The sequence below is a fragment of the Pseudoflavonifractor capillosus genome (assembly GCF_016899775.1).
Classification (GTDB): Bacteria; Bacillota; Clostridia; order Oscillospirales; family Oscillospiraceae; genus Lawsonibacter.
The window spans coordinates 23,343-41,307 of sequence record NZ_JACJJE010000020.1 but is presented as its reverse complement, the minus strand read 5'-3'; the positions used below and the strand labels follow the sequence as shown (position 1 = coordinate 41,307).

Genomic DNA, 17,965 nt, shown 5'->3' with positions numbered 1-17,965 from the left:
CCTCGTACGCCGCAAAAGCGGCGCGGCCCAGAAGGGCCGTTGGGCAGTTCTTCTGCAACGGTCCCGTCCATCCAAAATATCGATTTTTACCGGCCCTTCCCAAATAGACGGCGGCTTCCCTGCCGCAATTCTCTCCCGCAAAGACTTTCTTCATGGAACCTTAAGAAATTCGTAAGAGTTTCCATGGGAAAATTTTTAGAACTGTATGGTACTCTTTCATACAGTTCTAACTGCGACAGCTGGGCGGGCGCCCGGCGAAAGGAGAGAAAGCGTATGGCGAGCTTGCTGCAAGTGACGGGCCTGACGAAAGTATATGGAAAGCGGGGGGCAACCACCCGGGCCCTGGACGGGGTGGACCTATCCCTGGAGGCGGGGGAGTATGTGGGCATCATGGGGGCCTCCGGCTCGGGCAAGACCACCCTCTTGAACTGCGTTTCCACCATTGACAAACCCACCTCGGGCTCCATCCTGGTGGAGGGGCGGGAGCTGACAAAGCTGAAAGGGAAGGAGCTCACCCGGTTCCGCCGGGAGCGGCTGGGCTTTATCTTCCAGGACTGCAACCTGCTGGACACCCTCACCGCCTTTGAAAACATCGCTCTGTCCCTGTCCATCGTGGGCACCCCGGCGGGGGAGATCCGTCCCCGGGTGGAGGAGACCGCCCAGCTGCTGGGCATCGGCGACTGTCTGAACAAGTACCCCTACCAGATGTCCGGCGGACAGCAGCAGCGGTGCGCCGCCGCCCGGGCCATCGTCACCCACCCCGCCCTGGTGCTGGCCGACGAGCCCACCGGGGCCCTGGACTCCAAGTCCGCCCGCATGCTGCTGGAGCGGCTGGAGGTGCTGAACCGGGAGCGGGGGACCACCATTCTCATGGTCACCCACGACGCCTTCACCGCCAGCTGCTGCCGGCGGGTGGTCTTCCTCCGGGACGGGCAGATTTTTCAGGAGCTCTCCCGGGGAGAGCTGGACCGCCGGGCCTTCTTTGCCCAGATCATCCGGGTGATTACCCAGTTGGGAGGAGAGATGGAAGATGTTCTCTAAGCTGGCCTTCCGCAATGTGCGCCGGTCCTTCCGGGACTACGGGGTGTACCTGCTCACCCTCACCTTTGGAGTGTGTCTCTTCTACACCTTCAACTCCCTGGACGGCCAGGGGGCCATGATCTATCTGGCTCAGAGCCAGAACCCCATGGCCCAGGTCATCCAGTCCTGCATCGACATCTTCTCCGTCTTTGTGGCGGTGGTGCTGGCCTGTCTGATCCTGTATGCCAACAGCTTTCTGCTCCGGCGGCGGAAGCGGGAGCTAGGCACCTATCTGCTCCTGGGACTCAGCCAGGGGCAGGTGTCCCGGCTGCTGTTTCTGGAGACCGGGCTCATCGGCCTGGCCTCCCTGGTCCTGGGCCTGGGGCTGGGCCTGCTGGCCTCCCAGGGGCTGTCCGCCCTCACCCTGTCCATGTTCTCCCTGCGGGTGGACGCCTTCGGCCTGGCCTTCTCCCCTCGGGCTGTGGTGCGGACGGCGGTGTACTTCGGCCTTATCTTCCTGCTGGTGATGGTGTTCAGCGGCCTCCAAGTCTCCCGGGCCAAGCTGCTGGACCTGATGCAGAGCGGGCGGAGAAACGAGGAGCTGCACCTGCGCCCCCTGTGGGTGTCGGTGGTCCAGTTCGCCGCGGGGGTGGTCTGCCTGCTCATCGCCTATGCCATCCTGCTGATCTTCGGCATGGCCTACGCGATCATTCTCCCCATGCTGTGCATCCCCATGCTGGGCCTGGGCACCCTGGGGACCCTGCTGGTATTTAAATCCCTGTCCGGCTTTGTCCTCCGCCTGGTCCAGAGCCGCCCCAAGCTCTACTTCAAAAACCTGAATGTGTTCACCCTGCGCCAGTGGATCAGCAAGGTCCACTCCACCTATCTGGCTCAGACGGTGATCTGTATTCTTCTGCTGCTGGCCATGGGCATCACCGCCAGCTCCATCGGGCTGAACAACACCATCGAGTCCATGACCGGCCGTCAGGCCCCCTTTGACATCACCGTGCAGAACCAGGATGCCGACTCCCAGGGGACGATTGATTTTCTCGCCCTGCTGGCCCAGCACGGCGTGGAGGAGTCCGACCTGGCCTGGCAGCAGGACACCATTTTTTACTACAATGACCCGGAGGTCACCGGGATCGAGGATGCCAGCGCCGCCATCCGCCTGTCCGACTGCCAGGCCCTGCTCTCCCGCAGCGGCCAGCCCGCCTACCAGGGGCCGGTGCCCGGTCCTCTCACCGGAGTGGAAGAGCAGCTCACCACCGGAAATCTGGGGCTGAGCTGCGTGGTGGTCCCCGACGAGATGGCCCAGGAGCTGGAGGTCCGCCGCCAGGTCTGGTCCGCCGACTACGCCGGGAACGAGGAGGAGACGGAGAACCGGGTGCAGGACGCCCTCGCCGCCTATCAGATGGAGAACGGCTGGCTGCGGGTGGAGACCCGCCTGAACCTCTACCAGGAGACCATGGGCAGCAAGATCCTGGCCCTGTTCCTGGGGCTCTACCTGGGCCTCACCTTCCTGCTGGCCGCCGCGGCGGTGCTGGCCCTCCAGCAGCTGAGTCAGGCGGCGGACAACGCCGGCCGGTACGCCATCCTCCGCCGCCTGGGGGCGGAGGAGAAGCTGGTCTCCCGCTCCGCCGTGGAGCAGGTGGCCCTGGCCTTCCTCCTGCCCCTGGGGCTGGCCCTGGTCCACACGGTGGTGGGCATGAAGGCGGCCAACGACCTGATCGCCCAGGCGGCCAATGTGGACTCGGTGCAGAGCGCCCTGGTCACCGCCCTGGTGCTGCTGCTGGTGTACGGCGGCTACTTCCTGGCCACCTCCCTGGCATGCCGGAGGCTGGCCCTGGACCGCTGATTTTCTCCTCGGATGAACGCTCCAAAAGTAGAGGACACGGCCGCTGGCCGTGTCCTCTGTTACTCCCCCGGGGTGAACAGCCCGTCCACCGTCACCCCCAGCTCCCGGGCCAGGCGGAATGCCAGGGAGAGGGTGGGGTCGTACTTGTTGTTCTCAATGGCGTTGATGGTCTGCCGGGACACCCCGCACCGGCGGGCCAGGTCCTCCTGGGAGATGCCCCGCTCCTTCCGCAGCGCCCGGATCTGATTTTCCATGGTCCCTCATCCTCCGTACTTGTGCTTGAACCAGCCCAGGAAGATGGCGTACATCAGGGCCGCCACCGTCAGCTGGACAAAGGGGGCGCTGGGCTCATAGCTGGGCGCCTGGACCACCGAGCAGACCAGGTCGATGATCTGCCCGCCCACTGTGGCGATGAGGGTCCAGGTGCTGGCCTTGCCCACGATCAGCTTCCGCCGCTCGTCGTCCACCTCCGAGCGGACCAGGGTAACAAGCATCCAGACGATCAGCGCCGCCGACAGGGCCAGCAGGCCCAGAAACAGATACACGATCACAGAACTTCCTTGCGCGTCCATAGAGAGACCTCCCGTCCATATAATTGTCAAATTCTTTTGACAATTATGTTATACCACAGGGGCCTCGATATGTCAAACGCTTTTTACATTTTCTCCTGGTCCGCCCGGCGGTAGAAGGTGACCCCGTCCCGGGCCTCCATCACCAGGTCCCCCCGGTCCACCAGGTACTCCACAAAGAAGCGGATGTTCCGCTCGTACCGCAGAGAGCGGGTGGGGCGGCGGGAGAGGAGCTGAAAATAGCGGCACACCCGCTGGGTGATCTGGCTGACGGTCATGGGCCCGGTCACCAGGGCCAGCACCTCCCCCGCCCGCTGCTGGGCCAGGGCCTGGTTGTCGTCGATGAGGGCCTCCAGTTCCTCCCGGGTGCACATACCCCGGTGGGCCATCACGAACAGGTCGGCCCGGGTCCCCCGCAGCTTCTCCCGGCTGTCAATGCCCATCTGGTGGGACAGGCAGTATGGCAGCTTGGCCCCCAGCTGTTCCCGGGACAGGAGGGCGTCCCCCACATAGCACACCCCGTCGGGGGTGATGGTGGAGATGTGGCCCGCCGAGTGGCCGGGGGTCTGGAGGATCTGGAACTCCGCCCCGCAGAAGGAGAAGGGCCCGTCCCGGTCCGGGACGATCACGTCCGGGGTGTGCACCAGGTGGGAGGCCTCCCGCTCCACCATCCCCGGGGGCAGCATGAGGAAGTAGCACTTCAGGGTCAGCACACTGGCGCACATCCCCGCCTCCTTCACCGTGAGGGCCACCGGGATCTGGTACTTCTCCTGAAAATACCGGTTGTTCCCCCCGTGGTCCACATGGGCGTGGGAGCACAGGATGCCCGCCGGGGTCAGGCCGTGGTCCAGGAGGGCCTGCTCCAGCTCCTCCCGCTCCCCCAGCAGGCCGGTGTCCAGCAGGATGCAGCGCCTCTCGTCCAGCTTATAGAAGGGAATCCACTCTATCCCCTCCAGCACCCAGGTGTTTCCCTTGATTGGTCTGATATCCATGAAATCTGTGCTCCTTTGCTCGGTTGGTGTTTCTGCCTCCCCCGGTCAGGGGGCCGTATATTCCGCCCATGGGACGAAGGTGAAGGCCACGTCCCAGGGGACCTCCCGGTAGACCAGGTAGGAGATGTCCCCCTTCCCCACCGTCTCGTTGATGGCCCACCGGTCATAGGGGAGCAGGGGGAGGGTGATGCTCTCCGCCCCCGCCGCCGCCTGCTCCCGGGCGTAGGAGAGCCGCTGGTGATAGACCAGGCAGTTGCAGCCGTACACCCACACAAGGCCCGCCAGGGCCAGTGCGGACAGAGGCGCCGCCAGCCGGGTGAGGCCGGGCAGCCCCTGCTCCCTGGCCTCCCGGTAGAGCAGCAGGGCGATGAGGGAGAGCAGCACATAGGGGGGCAGGAAATTCCGGGGGCCGATGGGGGTGACAAAGAGCAGCGGCCCGCACAGCAGTCCCAAGGCCAGCACCGCCCCCCAGACGGGGGCGGTCCCCCGGGTCTGAGCCAGCAGGAGGCACCACACCGCCGCCAGGGCCAGACCGACACACAGAGAGAAATCGTCGTACCGGGGCTCCCCCAGCCAGTTCTCCGCCGCCCGCCACAGCTGAAGCAGGTGGAGAGGGACCAGGACCAGGGCGGGGATCTTCCACCGGCCTCCCCCCTTCCATACCAGCCACACCAGCAGAACGCTGATGATCAGGGCGGCCGCCGCTGGGAACACCACCGCCTCGGTCACGATCTGCCGCAGGTGCTCCAGGGCCAGGGACGCGTCCAGCCGCCGGTCGGCGTTGGTGCCGCTGCGATAGCCGGAGGCAGTGAACATGACCAGGGCGCCCAGCCAGCTCCCCAGCCACACCCCCATGGCCGCCCGCCGCCGGTCTGAGTGCCGGAACAGCAGGGCGCACAGGCACCCGCCCGCCGCCAGGAGGATGGTGGTGGTCTCCATAAAGAGACAGCCGCAGAAGGCCAGCGCCCCCGCCAGCAGGGCGGAGGGCGGCCGCCGCCGGGCAAAGAGCTCCAGCAGCACCAGGAGGATCACCATGGGCAGCAGGTAGTTTACCAGCCCCGCCCCCCAGGAGAAGGCCTCCTGCCAGATCCCCCTCGGGGCCAGAAGCACCAGGGCCAGGGCTATGGAAAATGCCTCTCCCCGACCCACCGGCCCCCGCCGTGCCCTCCGGGCCAGCAGGCACACCAGGGCCCACAGCGCCCCGCCCATCAGCAGCCCCCGGAGAATGGGGCCCACAACTGGGACGAAGTACAGCTTGCCCTGGAGCACCCCCAGCAGGTTCCCCAGGTAGCGGCCATTCTCCGGCACGCCCACGATCTCCGCCCCCGCCGTGGAGGGCCGGGTGAGCAGCCAGTCTCTCAGGGAGTCAAAGCTCCAGTATACAAAATAGCAGTCGTCGCACTCCGGGACGAACAGCAGCCCCAGCAGCGCCAGTCCAATCAGGGCCAGCGCTGCCGGGAGCCGTCCGCCCCGGAGGGTGTGGCTGGATCTCATGGGTCCTTCCCCCTAAAAAAGCGGCTCCCCTCCCGCAGCCGGGAGGGGGCCGTCCCGTATCGTACTGAATATTCAGCGCACAGTGGCAAAGCACTGGGTCCAGTAGTAGCCATAGTGTCCGCCCAGAGCCAGGCCCACGCCCAGCTCCTTACAGCCGCCCAGGATGTTGGCCCGGTGGCCCTCGGAGTTCATCCAGCTTTCCACCACTTCCTCCGGGGTGCGCTGGCCGGCGGCGATGTTCTCCGCAGCCATGGAGAAACTCAGGCCGTTGTCCCGCATCCGGTCAAAGGGAGACTTGCCGTCGGGATTGGTGTGGTCAAAGAAATTCCGGTCGATCATGTCCTGGCTGTGGGCCCGGGCGGTCTCGGCCAGGGTCTCGTTGTACACGAAGGGCTCCAGGCCGTTCTCCTCCCGGATCTGGTTCACCAGGTCGAATACCTCCTGCTCATAGGCGGCCACCGTGTCCGCGGACTCGCTTCCGGTATCCTCCGCCGGGGTCTCCTCCTCAACAGGGGTGGAACCTGCGGTGCCTCCGGCAGTGCCCTCATCCGGGGTCTCGGGCTTCTCCGGGGTTTCGGTCCCGGTCCCGGCGTCCTCCGCAGGGGTCTCGGGCTCCTCGGCAGGAGTTGTGTCCCCGGTGCCGCCGGCAGTCCCCTCATCCGGGGTCTCAGGCGTGGTCTCCACCTCGGTCCCCAGCAGCTTGCTCATCACCACGCAGGACTGGGCCCGGGTCATGGTGCTCTCGCCGCCGAAGTCCCCGTTGGCGTTGACGCCGGACAGGTAGCCCAGGGCGTACATGGCCACCACGGCGCTCTCATAGTCCTCTGGGATGGAGTCAAAATCTCCGATGGCGGCCTGGGCCGCCTCCCGCTGCTCATCGGTGGGCAGGGTCATCTTCTCGGCCACCGCGGTGTTGTTCATGGCCTGGGCCATGTCGTACCGGGTCATGGGGGCGGTCACCACATCGACGTCCCAACTCCCATCGGCATAGCTGAATCCGGCGGTGGTGTCGGTGAGATAGCCGGCCTCCCAGGCGGCATTCAGATAGGGCTCCCACCAGGCGGCCCCCTCCTCCGGGTCGGCCACTTCCTTCGGACAGAAGGCCTGGGTGAGCATCACGGCAAATTCCGCGGTGGACAGATTCCCGTCCGGATTGAAGCGGCCATTCCCCACACCGGTCACCACACCCTTCTGGGTCATGGCCTCCACATAGGGGTTGGCCCAGTGGTCCTGGGGCACATCGGTAAAGGCGGCTCCCGCCGCTCCGGCGGGCAGAATCATTGAGACAGACAGAGCCAGGGACAGTGCGCAGGCAGATAAGCGTTTCATAAATATCCTCCTTACGCCGCGTCAGGCGGCTGTTCTGAGAAAATCATACCACACCCGGCTGGAAAAGTACAGGGAAACCGGCTGGAAATCCGGTTTTTCCAGCCAATATCCGGCTGCTCTGCTTTTGCCCGCAAAAAAGGACCGCTGCGGCAGTGCAGCGGCCCTCTCAGGCTGTCGAAAAAGTCCAAGGGACTTTTCCGACAGCCTGAAAAAATGCCATTACTTTCCCGCCGTTCAACGGTGGAAAAGTCCTCGCTGCGCTCGCTGAACGCCTTGCCAAGCAAGGCATTCAGGGCATTTGATCCCACTCGAGGCGGGCTGCCGCCCCCTCGAGCTCCCCCGCCAATACTCGGGCGGATTCGTCTAAACAGAGGTTCTTCGACAAGCTGAGAGGGCCGCTGCGGCGGTGCAGCGGCCCTCTCATGGGCGGTTTACGGGGCAAAGCCAAACATGGGGTCAAATCCGGTGCCGTCAATAAAGTCCTGGGCGGCCTCCGGGTCGGCCAGGCTCTCGTCCAGGGGCAGGGTGAACAGGGCGTGGGCGCCTGCAAAATCCTCCCGGAAGGCGATGGCGCCGTCCTCCCCTATGGTGAACTGCTCCCGGGAGGGGATAGAGCTCCCCTCATAGAAGGCCAGGTACACCGTGTGGTCGGCAAAGGGGTTCAGGTCCAGGGTGTCCAGCAGATAGTAGTATACGCCGTCCTGGGCAAAGCCCGTCACCCCTCCCTCCAGGGTCCAGCTGTTCACCACCAGGGGGGAGTAGCCGGACACCAGCGGCGTGAGGGTGTGCCGGCTGAGGTCGAAGTTCTCCTGGGTGATGGCCTCGCCGTCGGTGCGCTGGACGCTCACCACCGCGTAGGTGTGGGACTGCTCCACGTCCTGTGTCCACTGGCTCAGCCCCGCCCCGGACACCAGACCGGAGAGGGTGATCTGATACCCCCCGCTCTCCACCGTCTCGTTGAGCAGCACCGCATCCTCACTCTCGAAGGCCTGGGCCAGCAGGGTGTTCCCGGTGTGCTCCGCCACCTGGGCGGGGGAGAGAAAATAGGCTGCGGCGGACACCGACACCACCAGCAGGGCGGCCACCGCCGCGAACACGGCGGGTTTTCTCAGATGCTTGATCTTCATGGATGTTTCCTCCTGTTCCATTGCCTGGGCGCGCTGGTGCAGCAGTGCCTGGGTGCGCGCCTGAAAATCCGGGGAAAAGGTCAGCTTGTCAAAGGCCTCCCGATAGGTTTTCCGGTCCATTACGCTTCCTCCTTCAACATCTGCCGCAGCCGCTCCCGGCCGCGGGCCAGGCGCGTGCCCACCGTGGGGGCGGGCAGGCCCAGCAGTTTTGAAATTTCCTGAATGGAATACCCCTCGTAGTAGTGCAGATGGATGACGCTGCTGTACTTCTGGGGCAGGGCCCGCACGGCGGCCAGCAGCCCGCCTCCCTCCTCCTCCCGGGCGGGGGAGTTCTCCATCGTCTCCAAGGGGACGTTCCGTTTCTCCGCCCGGCGACGAATGTCGCTGGCGCGGTGCAGGGTGGCGCGGATCAGCCAGGCCTTCTCGTGTCCGGCGTCCCGGAACACGGGCTTGGAGGTGAGCAGCAACAAGAAAACCTCCTGTACGGCGTCCTCCGCGTCCTGGGTAGAATCCAGGCGGGTGCAGGCCAGCCGCAGCAGCATGTCGCTGTACTCCTCCACGATCCGGCAGATGGTCTCCTGGGTACCAGCTGGAGCCATGATCCTCACTCCCTTCACTTCTAACACGGTTCACAGGGGCGGAATTTTTCAGGGGAAACAAATTTTTATTCTTTTGGGGAATTTCGCCGCCTGCCCGAAGGGGCGGATGGGGGCGATGATAGAGCGGTTTCGTTTGTCACGGAGAGTTTCGCCCTGCGGGGCGAGTGACTTTCTGGACGGCCAGAAAGTCACCAAAGAACCGCTAGGGGGTCGGCTCAGGATGGACACTTCGTGTCCATATTCGCCGCCCCCCTAGGACCCCCGTTACGGGGGTTACTCCTTAGAGCAGGCGGAATCCTTTCGGCGCGCAAAATCAGGAGTGCTTGGGTGCGGTCCCATCCGGCCCCACCGGGGGCCTGAGTATGTAAAATTTTTAACAACTGCGGTCCCACACCTGCGCCTGTCTTTTCTCATCTATCGCTCCCGGTCCGGTTTCCCCCGTAGGGGCGCACATTGTGCGCCCGCGGGCCGCCGAGGTCACCGGCCCCTACGGCGTTTACCGGACAGCTTTCTGTATTTTCGTAGGGGCGGGTCCCAGACCCGCCCGAAAGCCCCCCTTGTCAAAGGGGGGTGCCGCGAAGCGGCGGGGGGATTCCATTTCCCAAAGAGCTTCCTGCCGTGCCCGCAGCCCGTCCGTCCCCTCTGCCAAGGCCAGTATGCCCCAGGCGCACAAAATTGGCAATAAAATTCTTGACAAGCCGCAGGGAAGCGGATAAGATAGGAGAGTATATCGCAAGAATGCGCAGAAAAGGCCAAGTACCCGCCTCCAAGACGCACAGAGAGCCGCCGTTTGGTGCAAGGCGGACGGGAGGACGCGGGGAAGATCCCCTTGGAGCAGAGGGCTGAAACAGCAGTAGGCCCCTCCGGCCCGCCCCCGTTACCGGGCATACCTGAGTGGCCGGATCGCTGCGCCTTTCCGGCAAGAAGAGTGGTACCGCAGAGGTTTACGCCTTTGTCTCTTTGATGAGACAAAGGCGTTTTTGTTTTCATAAGGAGGGAACTCATCCACATGAACTGCCCCAAATGCGGAAAGCCCATGGAATCCGGCACCATGTACGCGGACAAGTACCCCTATTGGACACAGCAGAAAAATCTCCCCGTCTTTCGTACTCCCAAGGACAAAGTCATGCTGCGGCCGCTGGGCGATACCTCTTCCGGGAATTTTTCCTTCCCGTTTCATGACTATCCCGACACCATGCTCTGCCGCACCTGCGGGATTGTCTGTTTTCCCTATCAGCTGCCGTAGGGGCGGCCTGTGGCCGCCCGCTGGCGCGCACAGCGCACCCCTATGAATGGATACAAACAACAAATTGATTTCATAAATGGAGGAACACGACCCATGGACTACAACAAGACCATCAACCTGCCGAAGACCGACTTCCCCATGCGGGCCGGTCTGCCCAAGCGGGAGCCCGACATGCTCCAGCACTGGAACGACCTGGACCTGTACAACGAGCTGCTCAAGAAGAACGAGGGCAAGCCTCTGTTCTCCCTCCACGACGGCCCTCCCTTCTCCAACGGCGGACTGCACATGGGCCACGCCCTGAACAAGTCCATCAAGGACTTTATCACCCGGTCCTACGCCATGCGGGGCTACTACACCCCCTATATCCCCGGCTGGGACAACCACGGCATGCCCATCGAGAGCGCCATCATCAAGGAGCAGAAGCTCAACCGCAAGAACATGTCCGTGGCCGAGTTCCGCTCCGCCTGCCACGACTACGCTCAGAAGTATATCGACATCCAGATGGACGGCTTCAAGCGCATGGGCGTACTGGGGGACTGGGAGCATCCCTACAAGACCATGGACCCGGGCTTTGAGGCCGAGGAGGTCAAGGTCTTTGGGGCCATGTACAAGAAGGGCTATATCTACAAGGGTTTGAAACCCGTGTACTGGTGCCCCCACGACGAGACCGCCCTGGCCGAGGCCGAGATCGAGTACCAGGACGACCCCTGTACCACCGTGTACGTGAAGTTCCCGGTGAAGGACGACCTGGGCAAGCTCTCCCAGTACGGCGACCTGTCCAAGACCTACTTCCTCATCTGGACCACCACCATCTGGACCCTGCCCGGCAACATGGCCATCGCCGTCCACCCCCGGGAGAGCTACGTGCTGGTGAAGGCGGACAACGGCGAGCAGTATATCCTGGCCGAGGCGCTGACCGAGAAGGTGATGAAGGCCGGCGGCATCGAGCACTATGAGATCGCCGCCCGCTTCGCGGGCTCTGACTTTGAGTATATGAAGGCCCGCCACCCCTTCCTGGACAAGGACTCCCTGCTGTGCTGCGCCGAGTACGTCACCATGGACTCCGGTACCGGCTGCGTCCACACCGCCCCCGGCTTCGGCGCCGACGACTACGAGACCTGCAAGCGCTACAAGGTGGAGCTGGTGGTCCCCGTGGACGACCAGGGCCGCCACACCGACTACGCCGGCAAGTACGCCGGCATGAAGACCGACGAAAGTAACCCCGTCATCCTCAACGACATGAAGGAGAGCGGCATGCTCTTTGCCAGCGAGGACATCGTCCACTCCTACCCCCACTGCTGGCGCTGCAAGAAGCCCATCATTTTCCGGGCCACCCCCCAGTGGTTCTGCTCCGTGGACTCCTTCAAGGACGAGGCCTGCGCCGCCTGCGACGACGTGCGCTGGGTGCCCGGCTGGGGCATCGACCGGATGAAGTCCATGATCCGGGAGCGGGCCGACTGGTGCATCAGCCGCCAGCGCCGCTGGGGCCTGCCCATCCCCGTGTTCTACTGCGCCGATTGCGGCAAGCCCGTCTGCACCGACGAGACCATTGAGGCGGTGAGCAAGCTCTTCGCCGAGAAGGGCTCCAACGCCTGGTATGAGATGGACGCGGCGGACATCCTCCCCAAGGACTTCGCCTGCCCCCACTGCTCCTCCAAGAGCGGCTTCACCAAGGAGGAGGACACCCTGGACGGCTGGTTCGACTCCGGCTCCACCCACTTCGCCTCCATGCAGAAGGACCAGGGCTTCTGGCCCGCCACCGTGTATATGGAGGGCCTGGACCAGTACCGCGGCTGGTTCCAGTCCTCCCTGCTCACCGCCGTGGGCGCCCTGGGCAAGGGCGCGCCCTTCAAGGAGTGCATCACCCACGGCTGGACCGTGGACGGCGAGGGCAAGGCCATGCACAAGTCCCTGGGCAACGGCGTGGACCCCGCCGACATCTTCAAGAAGTACGGCGCCGACATGATCCGCCTGTGGGCCGGCTCCGCCGACTACCACGTGGACGTGCGTTGCTCCGACAACATCTTCAAGCAGCTCTCCCAGAACTACCTGAAGTTCCGCAACACCGCCCGGTACTGCCTGGGCAACCTGGACGGCTTTGACCCCAACCATCTGGTGGCCCCCCAGGACATGCTGGAGCTGGACCGCTGGGCGGTGACCAAGCTCAACGAGCTCACCGAGAAGTGCTTCGCCGCCTATGACAACTACGAGTTCCACGTGGTGAGCCACGCCATCAACGACTTCTGCGTGGTGGAGCTGTCCTCCTTCTACCTGGACATCATCAAGGACCGCCTGTACTGCGAGGGCGCGGACAGCCTGGAGCGCCGCAGCGCCCAGACCGCCCTGTGGCTCATCCTGGACACCATCGCCAAGCTGTTCGCCCCCATCCTGGCCTTCACCTGTGACGAGATCTGGCTGGCCATGCCCCACCAGGAGGGCGAGGACACCCGCAACGTGGTCCTCAACGAGATGAACCAGCCCTTTGCCGCCTACGCCCTGTCCGAAGCGGACATGGCCAAGTGGGACAAGATCGTCTCCGTCCGGGACGCCATCAACGCCGCCCTGGAGGCCGCCCGGAACGAGAAGAAGATCGGCAAGAGCCTGGAGGCCAAGGTGTCCCTCACCGTCCCGGCGGAGGACGCCTTCCTGGCCGAGATGAACCAGGAGAAGCTGGCCGACCTGTTCATCGTCTCCCAGGTCCAGGTGACCGTGGGCGGCGAGCTGTCCGTCTCCGTGGCCGAGGCCGCCGGCGAGAAGTGCGAGCGCTGCTGGAAGCACCACATCAAGGTGGGCTCCGACACCGAGCACCCCACCCTGTGCCCCCGCTGCGCCAAAGTCATCCGCACCATCCAGCTGTAAGCTCTCTGTCCTCCAAAATTTTTCCGGCGTCCTCCCGTTTTGGGAGGACGCCGCAGGCTGTCAAAAAAGTCCAAGGACTTTTCTGACAGCCTGAAAAATGCCAATACTTTCCCACCGCTGCGCGGCGGAAAAGTCCTCGCTGCGCTCGCTGAACGCCTTGCCAAGCAAGGCATTCAGGGCATTCGATCCCACTCGAGGCGGGCTGCCGCCCCCTCGAGCTCCCCCGCCAACACTCGGGCGGATTTGTCTGAACAGAGGTTTTTCGACATACTGAGGCGTCCTCCCGTTTTGGGAGGGCGCCTGTTTTTCTGGCGAAAAAACTCCGAAAAAAACCCTCTGCGCTCGGCTGAGTCCGTCAGGTTGCCACTTGCAAACCTACCGCCTTTCCGGTAAAATGGAGCGGAATGGAGCACTTGACACATTCGGATCGGAGCATCGTCTGCTATGAATCACACCAAAGAATCCCAAGCCCGCACTCTCCAGGAGCTCTCTCCCGGGGAGAGCGGCATGATTGTATCCGTGGGCAACCAGTCGGGCGCGGTGAAGCGGCGGCTGGTGGACATGGGTCTGACCCCGGGAACAGTGGTGAAGGTCACCAAAATCGCCCCCCTGGGGGACCCGCTGGAGGTCTCCCTCCGGGGCTATGAGCTCTCTCTGCGGAAGGAGGACGCGGGCCAGATCCAGATCGGCCCGGTCCAGGCCAAGCCGCAGGCGGCCTCCAAGCCCGGCGCCCCGGACCCGGAGCGTGACCGCCGCCAGCTCCGGGATCACGTCCACGAGCTGGAGCACCACGAGAAGCCCTATGACCACAACGCCCACGACACCCGCACCATGAAGGTGGCCCTGGCGGGCAACCCCAACTGCGGCAAGACCACCCTGTTCAACGCCCTCACCGGCTCCAACCAGTACGTGGGCAACTGGCCCGGCGTCACCGTGGAGAAGAAGGAGGGCACCGCCCACCTGGGGGACCGGTCCATCACGGTGGTGGACCTGCCGGGCATCTACTCCCTGTCCCCCTACTCCATGGAGGAGATCGTGGCCCGGGACTTTATCATCGGGGAGGGCCCCGACGCGGTCATCGACATTGTGGACGCCACCAATCTGGAGCGCAACCTGTACTTAACCGTCCAGCTGCTGGAGCTGGAGCGGCCCCTGGTGCTGGCCCTGAACTTCATGGACGAGGTAAAGGCCCGAGGGGATCAGATCGACGTGGAGCGCCTGTCCAAGGAGCTGGGGGTCCCGGTGGTCCCCATCACCGCCAAGACCGGCGAGGGACTGGACGAACTTCTCCAGGTGGCCCACCGGCAGATGCACCTGGGAGTCACCTATGAGCCCGACGACCTGTACGACGACTTCACCCACGACATCCACCACCGTATGGGCGAGCTCATCCACGACTACGCCTACGCCGCCAACCTGCCCGCCCATTGGGCCTCCATCAAGCTGCTGGAGGGGGACGGCATTGTGGCCAAGGCTCTGAACCTCCCCGCCGACGTGCAGAACAAGCTGGATGCCATCATCGCCGAGTACGAGGCCTCCAGCGCCCTGGGGGACCGGGAGACCCTGGTGGCCGACAGCCGCTACCGCTATATTGAGCGGGTGGTCCACGCCTCGGTGGTGAAGGGCAAGGGCTCGGAGGGCCCCACCCTCACCGAGAAGATCGATCGGATCGTCACCGGCAAGTACACCGCCCTCCCTCTGTTTCTGTGCGCTATGCTGGTGATGTTCGTCATCACCTTCGGCCCCTTTGGCTCCTGGCTCCAGGACGGGGTGAGTGCCCTCATCGACCTGTTCTCCGGCTGGCTGGAGGGCGCCCTCACCGCCGCCGGAGCCCCCGCCGTGGTCATCAGCCTGGTGTGTGACGGCATCATCTCCGGCGTGGGCGGCGTGCTGTCCTTCCTGCCCCAGATCGCCCTGCTGTTCTTCTTCCTGTCCTTCCTGGAGGACTCGGGCTACATGTCCCGGGCGGCCTTCATCATGGACCGGCTTTTAAGGCGCTTCGGCCTCTCCGGCAAAGCCTTTATTCCCATGCTCATGGGCTTCGGCTGCTCGGTGCCCGCCATCATGGGGGCCCGCACCATGGAGAATGAGAAGGACCGGCGCATGACCATCCTCCTCATCCCCTTCATGTCCTGCTCCGCCAAGCTGCCGGTGTACGGCCTGCTGTCCGCCGCCTTCTTCGGCCCCTGGGCTGGGCTGGTGGTGTTCGGGCTGTACGTCATCGGCATGGTGGTGGGCATCCTGTCCGGCATTCTCTTCAAGCACACCCTGTTCGCCGGGGAGCCCGCCCCCTTTGTGCTGGAGCTGCCCCCCTACCGCTTCCCCTCCATGGAGAACATCGCCACCCACGTGTGGCAGAAGGTGAAGGGCTTCCTGGTGAAGGCGGGCACTCTGATTTTGGCCATGTCCATTGTGCTGTGGCTGCTCCAGTCCTTTGACTTCTCCCTGCACATGGTGGACGATGCGGCCAACTCCATGCTGGGCACCCTGGGCGCCCTCATCGCCCCCGTCTTCGCCCCCCTGGGCTTCGGCTTCTGGCAGGCGGCGGTGGCCCTGCTCACCGGCTTTATCGCCAAGGAGATGGTGGTGTCCTCCCTGTCTATGTTCTACGGCTTCTCCCTCACCGCCGCCGGTACGGCGGTGGCGGCGGCCATGACGGGGTTCACCCCCCTTTCCGCCTTCTCCATGCTGGTGTTCATCCTGCTGTATGTCCCCTGCGTGGCGGCCACCTCCACCATGGCCAAGGAGCTGGGCAGCGCCAAGTGGACCGTCTTCTCCGTGTGCTGGCAGATCGGCGTGGCCTACGTGGTCTCCCTGCTGGTGCACACGGTGGGACTGGCCCTTGGATTCGTATAAATTTGTGAAAACCTCATAAACACCCCAAGGAGCGCCGGGACCCTTTCGTCCCAGGCGCTCCTTGTTCTTTTTCCCGCCTTCCGCTATAATGGGGACGGCCTTCTTCTATTTTCCGCAACAAGCCGTCTTTTTACATTTCATTCTGCATTCTGTATTCTGCATTCTGCATTTTCATTCGGGGTGTTTTTATGAACAAAATCGACCTGATCGCTCTGGACCTAGACGGTACCCTGCTGGACCCGTCGGGCCGGGTCACCCAGGCCTCCAAGGACGCCATCGCCCAGGCTCGGGCCGCCGGCGTAGAGGTGTTTCTGGCCACCGGCCGGGCCGCCCCTGAGGCCGCCTATTTCGCCCAGGAGGCTGGCTGCGGCGTGCTGGCCGCCGCCCTGGGGGGCGCGGTCATGTGCGACACCCGCACCGGCGCCCACCTCCGCCGGTGGGACCTCCCCCGGGAGACCGGCCGCCGGGCTCTGGAGCTGTGCCTGAACCGGGAGATCGTCCTGATGATCTTCGCGGGTGAGGCCATCGTGCTGGACCCCTACTCCAAAAAGCTGCTGATGAAGCACTACCCCTTCCCCTGTTTTCACGACAACGCCGTGGTGACAGAGGACCCCATTGCCTATCTGGAGGAGCACGACCTCCCCCTGACCAAGCTCCACGGGGACGGGGACCCGGCCAGCTACCCCCTCAAAGAGCTCGCCGCCCTGGAGGGGGTGTCCCTCACCGCCTCCAGCGACCGGGACTTTGAGCTGGTCCCCGCCAAGGTGGGCAAGGGCCGCACCCTGGCCCTCATGTCCCTCCTGCAGGGGGTGCCCCTGGAGCGGTGCGCCGCCGTGGGAGACAGCCCCAACGACCTGTCCATGCTGGAGGTGGTGGGGACCCCCATCGCCATGGGCAACGCCAATTCCCAGGTGAAGGCGGCCGCCCGGTATGTGGCGGCGGACAACGGGCATGACGGCGTGGCCGAGGCCATCCGGTGGTGTTTAGAGCAAAACACGTAATGTTGAAACATTGATCAAGAAAGAGAGCAGGCGGAGATGCCCAGATATTTCTGGCATCTCCGCCTTTATTCTTCTACCTTTACAATTTTCATGGCCGCATCCAGCAGAAGGTTGATCAACTCATTGCGCGACCTATTTGTCTGTGATGAAAGCTCATCCAAACGCTCGAGCATTTCTTCCTTCATTCGCACCGATACAACTTTATAACCATCGTCGCCTCTGCGGGCGGCTTTCTTCGTAATTTTGATTTCTTTTTCCATGCTGCCACCTCGTTTGTAGTTTTAGTTTACCTTGACAGCATTAGTTTTTATATACTATAATATTATAGTGTAAAATATACTACAAATTTTAGTGTATGTGGAGCGGTGGCAAAATGAAAAAGTTACTGGCATTTGTACTTTCAGCAGCGCTCATGCTGCCCCTGGCGGCTTGCGGTGGCGGAAGCAATCATTCTGACACATCCGCGGCAACAATTAAAACAAATGAAGGCGATACAGTTACAATGACGGCCGAAGAGTTGATTGATGCTTATGATTCCAATGAGGCAAGTTTCAATAAGCTATATCAATATGCGGAAATCCAGTTCACTGGTACAATCAGCAATATCAAAGTAGACACCAGCGTAATCGTTGAACCTGGCAGTGTTTTGTCGAGCCAGCAGAAAATTGTCTTTGAAGAGGGCTGGTGTTTGGTCCTGAGCGAAGATAATTCCACTTATGATTTAGCTGATTTCAATGTTGGTGATGTTGTCAACGTCACCAGCAGCATAGTCGGTGCACCATTTGATACAGAATTTTTGCAGACTGTAAGCGATGGTAACAGAGTAGTTTGGCTTGTAGGGGATGATGTTCAACTTAAAGAGTTCGTTCGCAATGATGTTGTTCTCTATAACTGTGGTATAGAAACTGTTATAGAACCAGTTGAGGAGTGAAAGCAAACAGAGGGCGGTATACCAACAGTACCGTCCTCTGTTCATATTTATTATTATGATTATGCTGTTTTAGGACCACCTTTTATA

Annotated in this window: 16 protein-coding genes and 1 other annotated feature; of the genes, 7 read left to right on the top strand and 9 right to left on the bottom strand. The window is 62.9% G+C overall.

What is annotated here, in order from left to right:
- Positions 1-273 precede the first annotated feature (273 nt).
- Positions 274-1,041 (top strand): ABC transporter ATP-binding protein, encoded by a 768-nt coding sequence (locus H6B31_RS08225; RefSeq protein ID WP_204898084.1) that lies wholly within the window; start codon positions 274-276, stop codon positions 1,039-1,041.
- The gene (locus tag H6B31_RS08220) at positions 1,031-2,875 is read left to right on the top strand and encodes an FtsX-like permease family protein (protein ID WP_204898083.1); all 1,845 of its coding nucleotides are present in this window, start codon (positions 1,031-1,033) and stop codon (positions 2,873-2,875) included. Before H6B31_RS08225 ends, H6B31_RS08220 begins: the two co-directional genes overlap by 11 nt.
- A 59-nt stretch (positions 2,876-2,934) precedes the next feature.
- Here H6B31_RS08220 and H6B31_RS08215 read toward each other — a convergent pair whose 3' ends face one another.
- From H6B31_RS08215 to H6B31_RS08180, 8 genes are all read right to left on the bottom strand, one after another.
- Positions 2,935-3,129: a helix-turn-helix transcriptional regulator gene (locus H6B31_RS08215; RefSeq protein ID WP_087290769.1), complete on the bottom strand. Its 195-nt coding sequence runs from the start codon at positions 3,127-3,129 to the stop codon at positions 2,935-2,937.
- A 6-nt stretch (positions 3,130-3,135) separates the two neighbouring features.
- Positions 3,136-3,447, bottom strand: a complete 312-nt coding sequence (locus H6B31_RS08210) for a DUF2178 domain-containing protein (RefSeq protein ID WP_204898082.1) — start codon at positions 3,445-3,447, stop codon at positions 3,136-3,138.
- Between the two features lie 83 nt (positions 3,448-3,530).
- Entirely contained in the window at positions 3,531-4,436 is a 906-nt protein-coding gene (locus H6B31_RS08205; protein WP_204898081.1) for an MBL fold metallo-hydrolase, read from the bottom strand.
- Positions 4,437-4,481: 45 nt separating this feature from the next.
- Positions 4,482-5,930 carry a DUF6056 family protein gene (locus H6B31_RS08200; RefSeq protein WP_204898080.1) on the bottom strand — a complete coding sequence of 483 codons (1,449 nt, stop codon included), beginning with the start codon at positions 5,928-5,930 and terminating at the stop codon, positions 4,482-4,484.
- 72 nt (positions 5,931-6,002) lie between these two features.
- A complete protein-coding gene (locus H6B31_RS08195; RefSeq protein ID WP_204898079.1) occupies positions 6,003-7,259 on the bottom strand; it encodes a CAP domain-containing protein in 1,257 nt (418 codons plus the stop codon).
- Positions 7,260-7,270: 11 nt separating this feature from the next.
- Positions 7,271-7,567 carry a hypothetical protein gene (locus H6B31_RS08190; protein ID WP_204898078.1) on the bottom strand — a complete coding sequence of 99 codons (297 nt, stop codon included), beginning with the start codon at positions 7,565-7,567 and terminating at the stop codon, positions 7,271-7,273.
- 123 nt (positions 7,568-7,690) lie between these two features.
- A complete protein-coding gene (locus tag H6B31_RS08185) occupies positions 7,691-8,506 on the bottom strand; it encodes a hypothetical protein (protein ID WP_204898077.1) in 816 nt (271 codons plus the stop codon).
- Complete coding sequence (locus tag H6B31_RS08180; protein WP_204898076.1) at positions 8,506-8,985, bottom strand: RNA polymerase sigma factor; 480 nt, start codon at positions 8,983-8,985, stop codon at positions 8,506-8,508. The genes H6B31_RS08185 and H6B31_RS08180 overlap by 1 nt, the downstream gene beginning before the upstream one ends.
- Positions 8,986-9,719: 734 nt before the next feature.
- Positions 9,720-9,948 (top strand) — a binding site (T-box leader).
- A 46-nt stretch (positions 9,949-9,994) separates the two neighbouring features.
- Between H6B31_RS08180 and H6B31_RS08175 the strand changes: the two genes are divergently transcribed.
- The 4 genes from H6B31_RS08175 to H6B31_RS08160 all read left to right on the top strand — a co-directional run bounded on the left by H6B31_RS08175 (position 9,995) and on the right by H6B31_RS08160 (position 16,947).
- Entirely contained in the window at positions 9,995-10,231 is a 237-nt protein-coding gene (locus H6B31_RS08175) for a PF20097 family protein (protein WP_204898075.1), read from the top strand.
- A 93-nt stretch (positions 10,232-10,324) separates the two neighbouring features.
- Positions 10,325-13,090, top strand: coding sequence for an isoleucine--tRNA ligase (gene ileS, locus H6B31_RS08170; protein ID WP_204898074.1), 2,766 nt, complete (start codon positions 10,325-10,327; stop codon positions 13,088-13,090).
- A gap of 444 nt (positions 13,091-13,534) precedes the next feature.
- The gene (gene feoB, locus H6B31_RS08165; protein WP_204898073.1) at positions 13,535-15,946 is read left to right on the top strand and encodes a ferrous iron transport protein B; all 2,412 of its coding nucleotides are present in this window, start codon (positions 13,535-13,537) and stop codon (positions 15,944-15,946) included.
- 188 nt (positions 15,947-16,134) lie between these two features.
- Entirely contained in the window at positions 16,135-16,947 is an 813-nt protein-coding gene (locus H6B31_RS08160) for a Cof-type HAD-IIB family hydrolase (protein WP_204898072.1), read from the top strand.
- Between the two features lie 65 nt (positions 16,948-17,012).
- Here H6B31_RS08160 and H6B31_RS08155 read toward each other — a convergent pair whose 3' ends face one another.
- Positions 17,013-17,207: a ribbon-helix-helix protein, CopG family gene (locus H6B31_RS08155; protein WP_204898071.1), complete on the bottom strand. Its 195-nt coding sequence runs from the start codon at positions 17,205-17,207 to the stop codon at positions 17,013-17,015.
- A 113-nt stretch (positions 17,208-17,320) separates the two neighbouring features.
- Here H6B31_RS08155 and H6B31_RS08150 point away from each other — a divergent pair, with 113 nt between their 5' ends.
- Entirely contained in the window at positions 17,321-17,878 is a 558-nt protein-coding gene (locus H6B31_RS08150; RefSeq protein ID WP_204898070.1) for an OB-fold protein, read from the top strand.
- Positions 17,879-17,965 lie beyond the last annotated feature (87 nt).

Excerpts from the sequence above, each read along its gene's own strand:
- H6B31_RS08225 (WP_204898084.1), top strand. The coding sequence starts at position 274 with ATGGCGAGCTTGCTGCAAGTGACGGGCCTGACGAAAGTATATGGAAAG.
- H6B31_RS08220 (WP_204898083.1), top strand. The coding sequence starts at position 1,031 with ATGTTCTCTAAGCTGGCCTTCCGCAATGTGCGCCGGTCCTTCCGGGAC.
- H6B31_RS08215 (WP_087290769.1), bottom strand. The coding sequence starts at position 3,129 with ATGGAAAATCAGATCCGGGCGCTGCGGAAGGAGCGGGGCATCTCCCAG.
- H6B31_RS08210 (WP_204898082.1), bottom strand. The coding sequence starts at position 3,447 with ATGGACGCGCAAGGAAGTTCTGTGATCGTGTATCTGTTTCTGGGCCTG.
- H6B31_RS08205 (WP_204898081.1), bottom strand. The coding sequence starts at position 4,436 with ATGGATATCAGACCAATCAAGGGAAACACCTGGGTGCTGGAGGGGATA.
- H6B31_RS08200 (WP_204898080.1), bottom strand. The coding sequence starts at position 5,930 with ATGAGATCCAGCCACACCCTCCGGGGCGGACGGCTCCCGGCAGCGCTG.
- H6B31_RS08195 (WP_204898079.1), bottom strand. The coding sequence starts at position 7,259 with ATGAAACGCTTATCTGCCTGCGCACTGTCCCTGGCTCTGTCTGTCTCA.
- H6B31_RS08185 (WP_204898077.1), bottom strand. The coding sequence starts at position 8,506 with ATGGACCGGAAAACCTATCGGGAGGCCTTTGACAAGCTGACCTTTTCC.
- H6B31_RS08180 (WP_204898076.1), bottom strand. The coding sequence starts at position 8,985 with ATGGCTCCAGCTGGTACCCAGGAGACCATCTGCCGGATCGTGGAGGAG.
- H6B31_RS08175 (WP_204898075.1), top strand. The coding sequence starts at position 9,995 with ATGAACTGCCCCAAATGCGGAAAGCCCATGGAATCCGGCACCATGTAC.
- ileS (WP_204898074.1), top strand. The coding sequence starts at position 10,325 with ATGGACTACAACAAGACCATCAACCTGCCGAAGACCGACTTCCCCATG.
- feoB (WP_204898073.1), top strand. The coding sequence starts at position 13,535 with ATGAATCACACCAAAGAATCCCAAGCCCGCACTCTCCAGGAGCTCTCT.
- H6B31_RS08160 (WP_204898072.1), top strand. The coding sequence starts at position 16,135 with ATGAACAAAATCGACCTGATCGCTCTGGACCTAGACGGTACCCTGCTG.
- H6B31_RS08155 (WP_204898071.1), bottom strand. The coding sequence starts at position 17,207 with ATGGAAAAAGAAATCAAAATTACGAAGAAAGCCGCCCGCAGAGGCGAC.
- H6B31_RS08150 (WP_204898070.1), top strand. The coding sequence starts at position 17,321 with ATGAAAAAGTTACTGGCATTTGTACTTTCAGCAGCGCTCATGCTGCCC.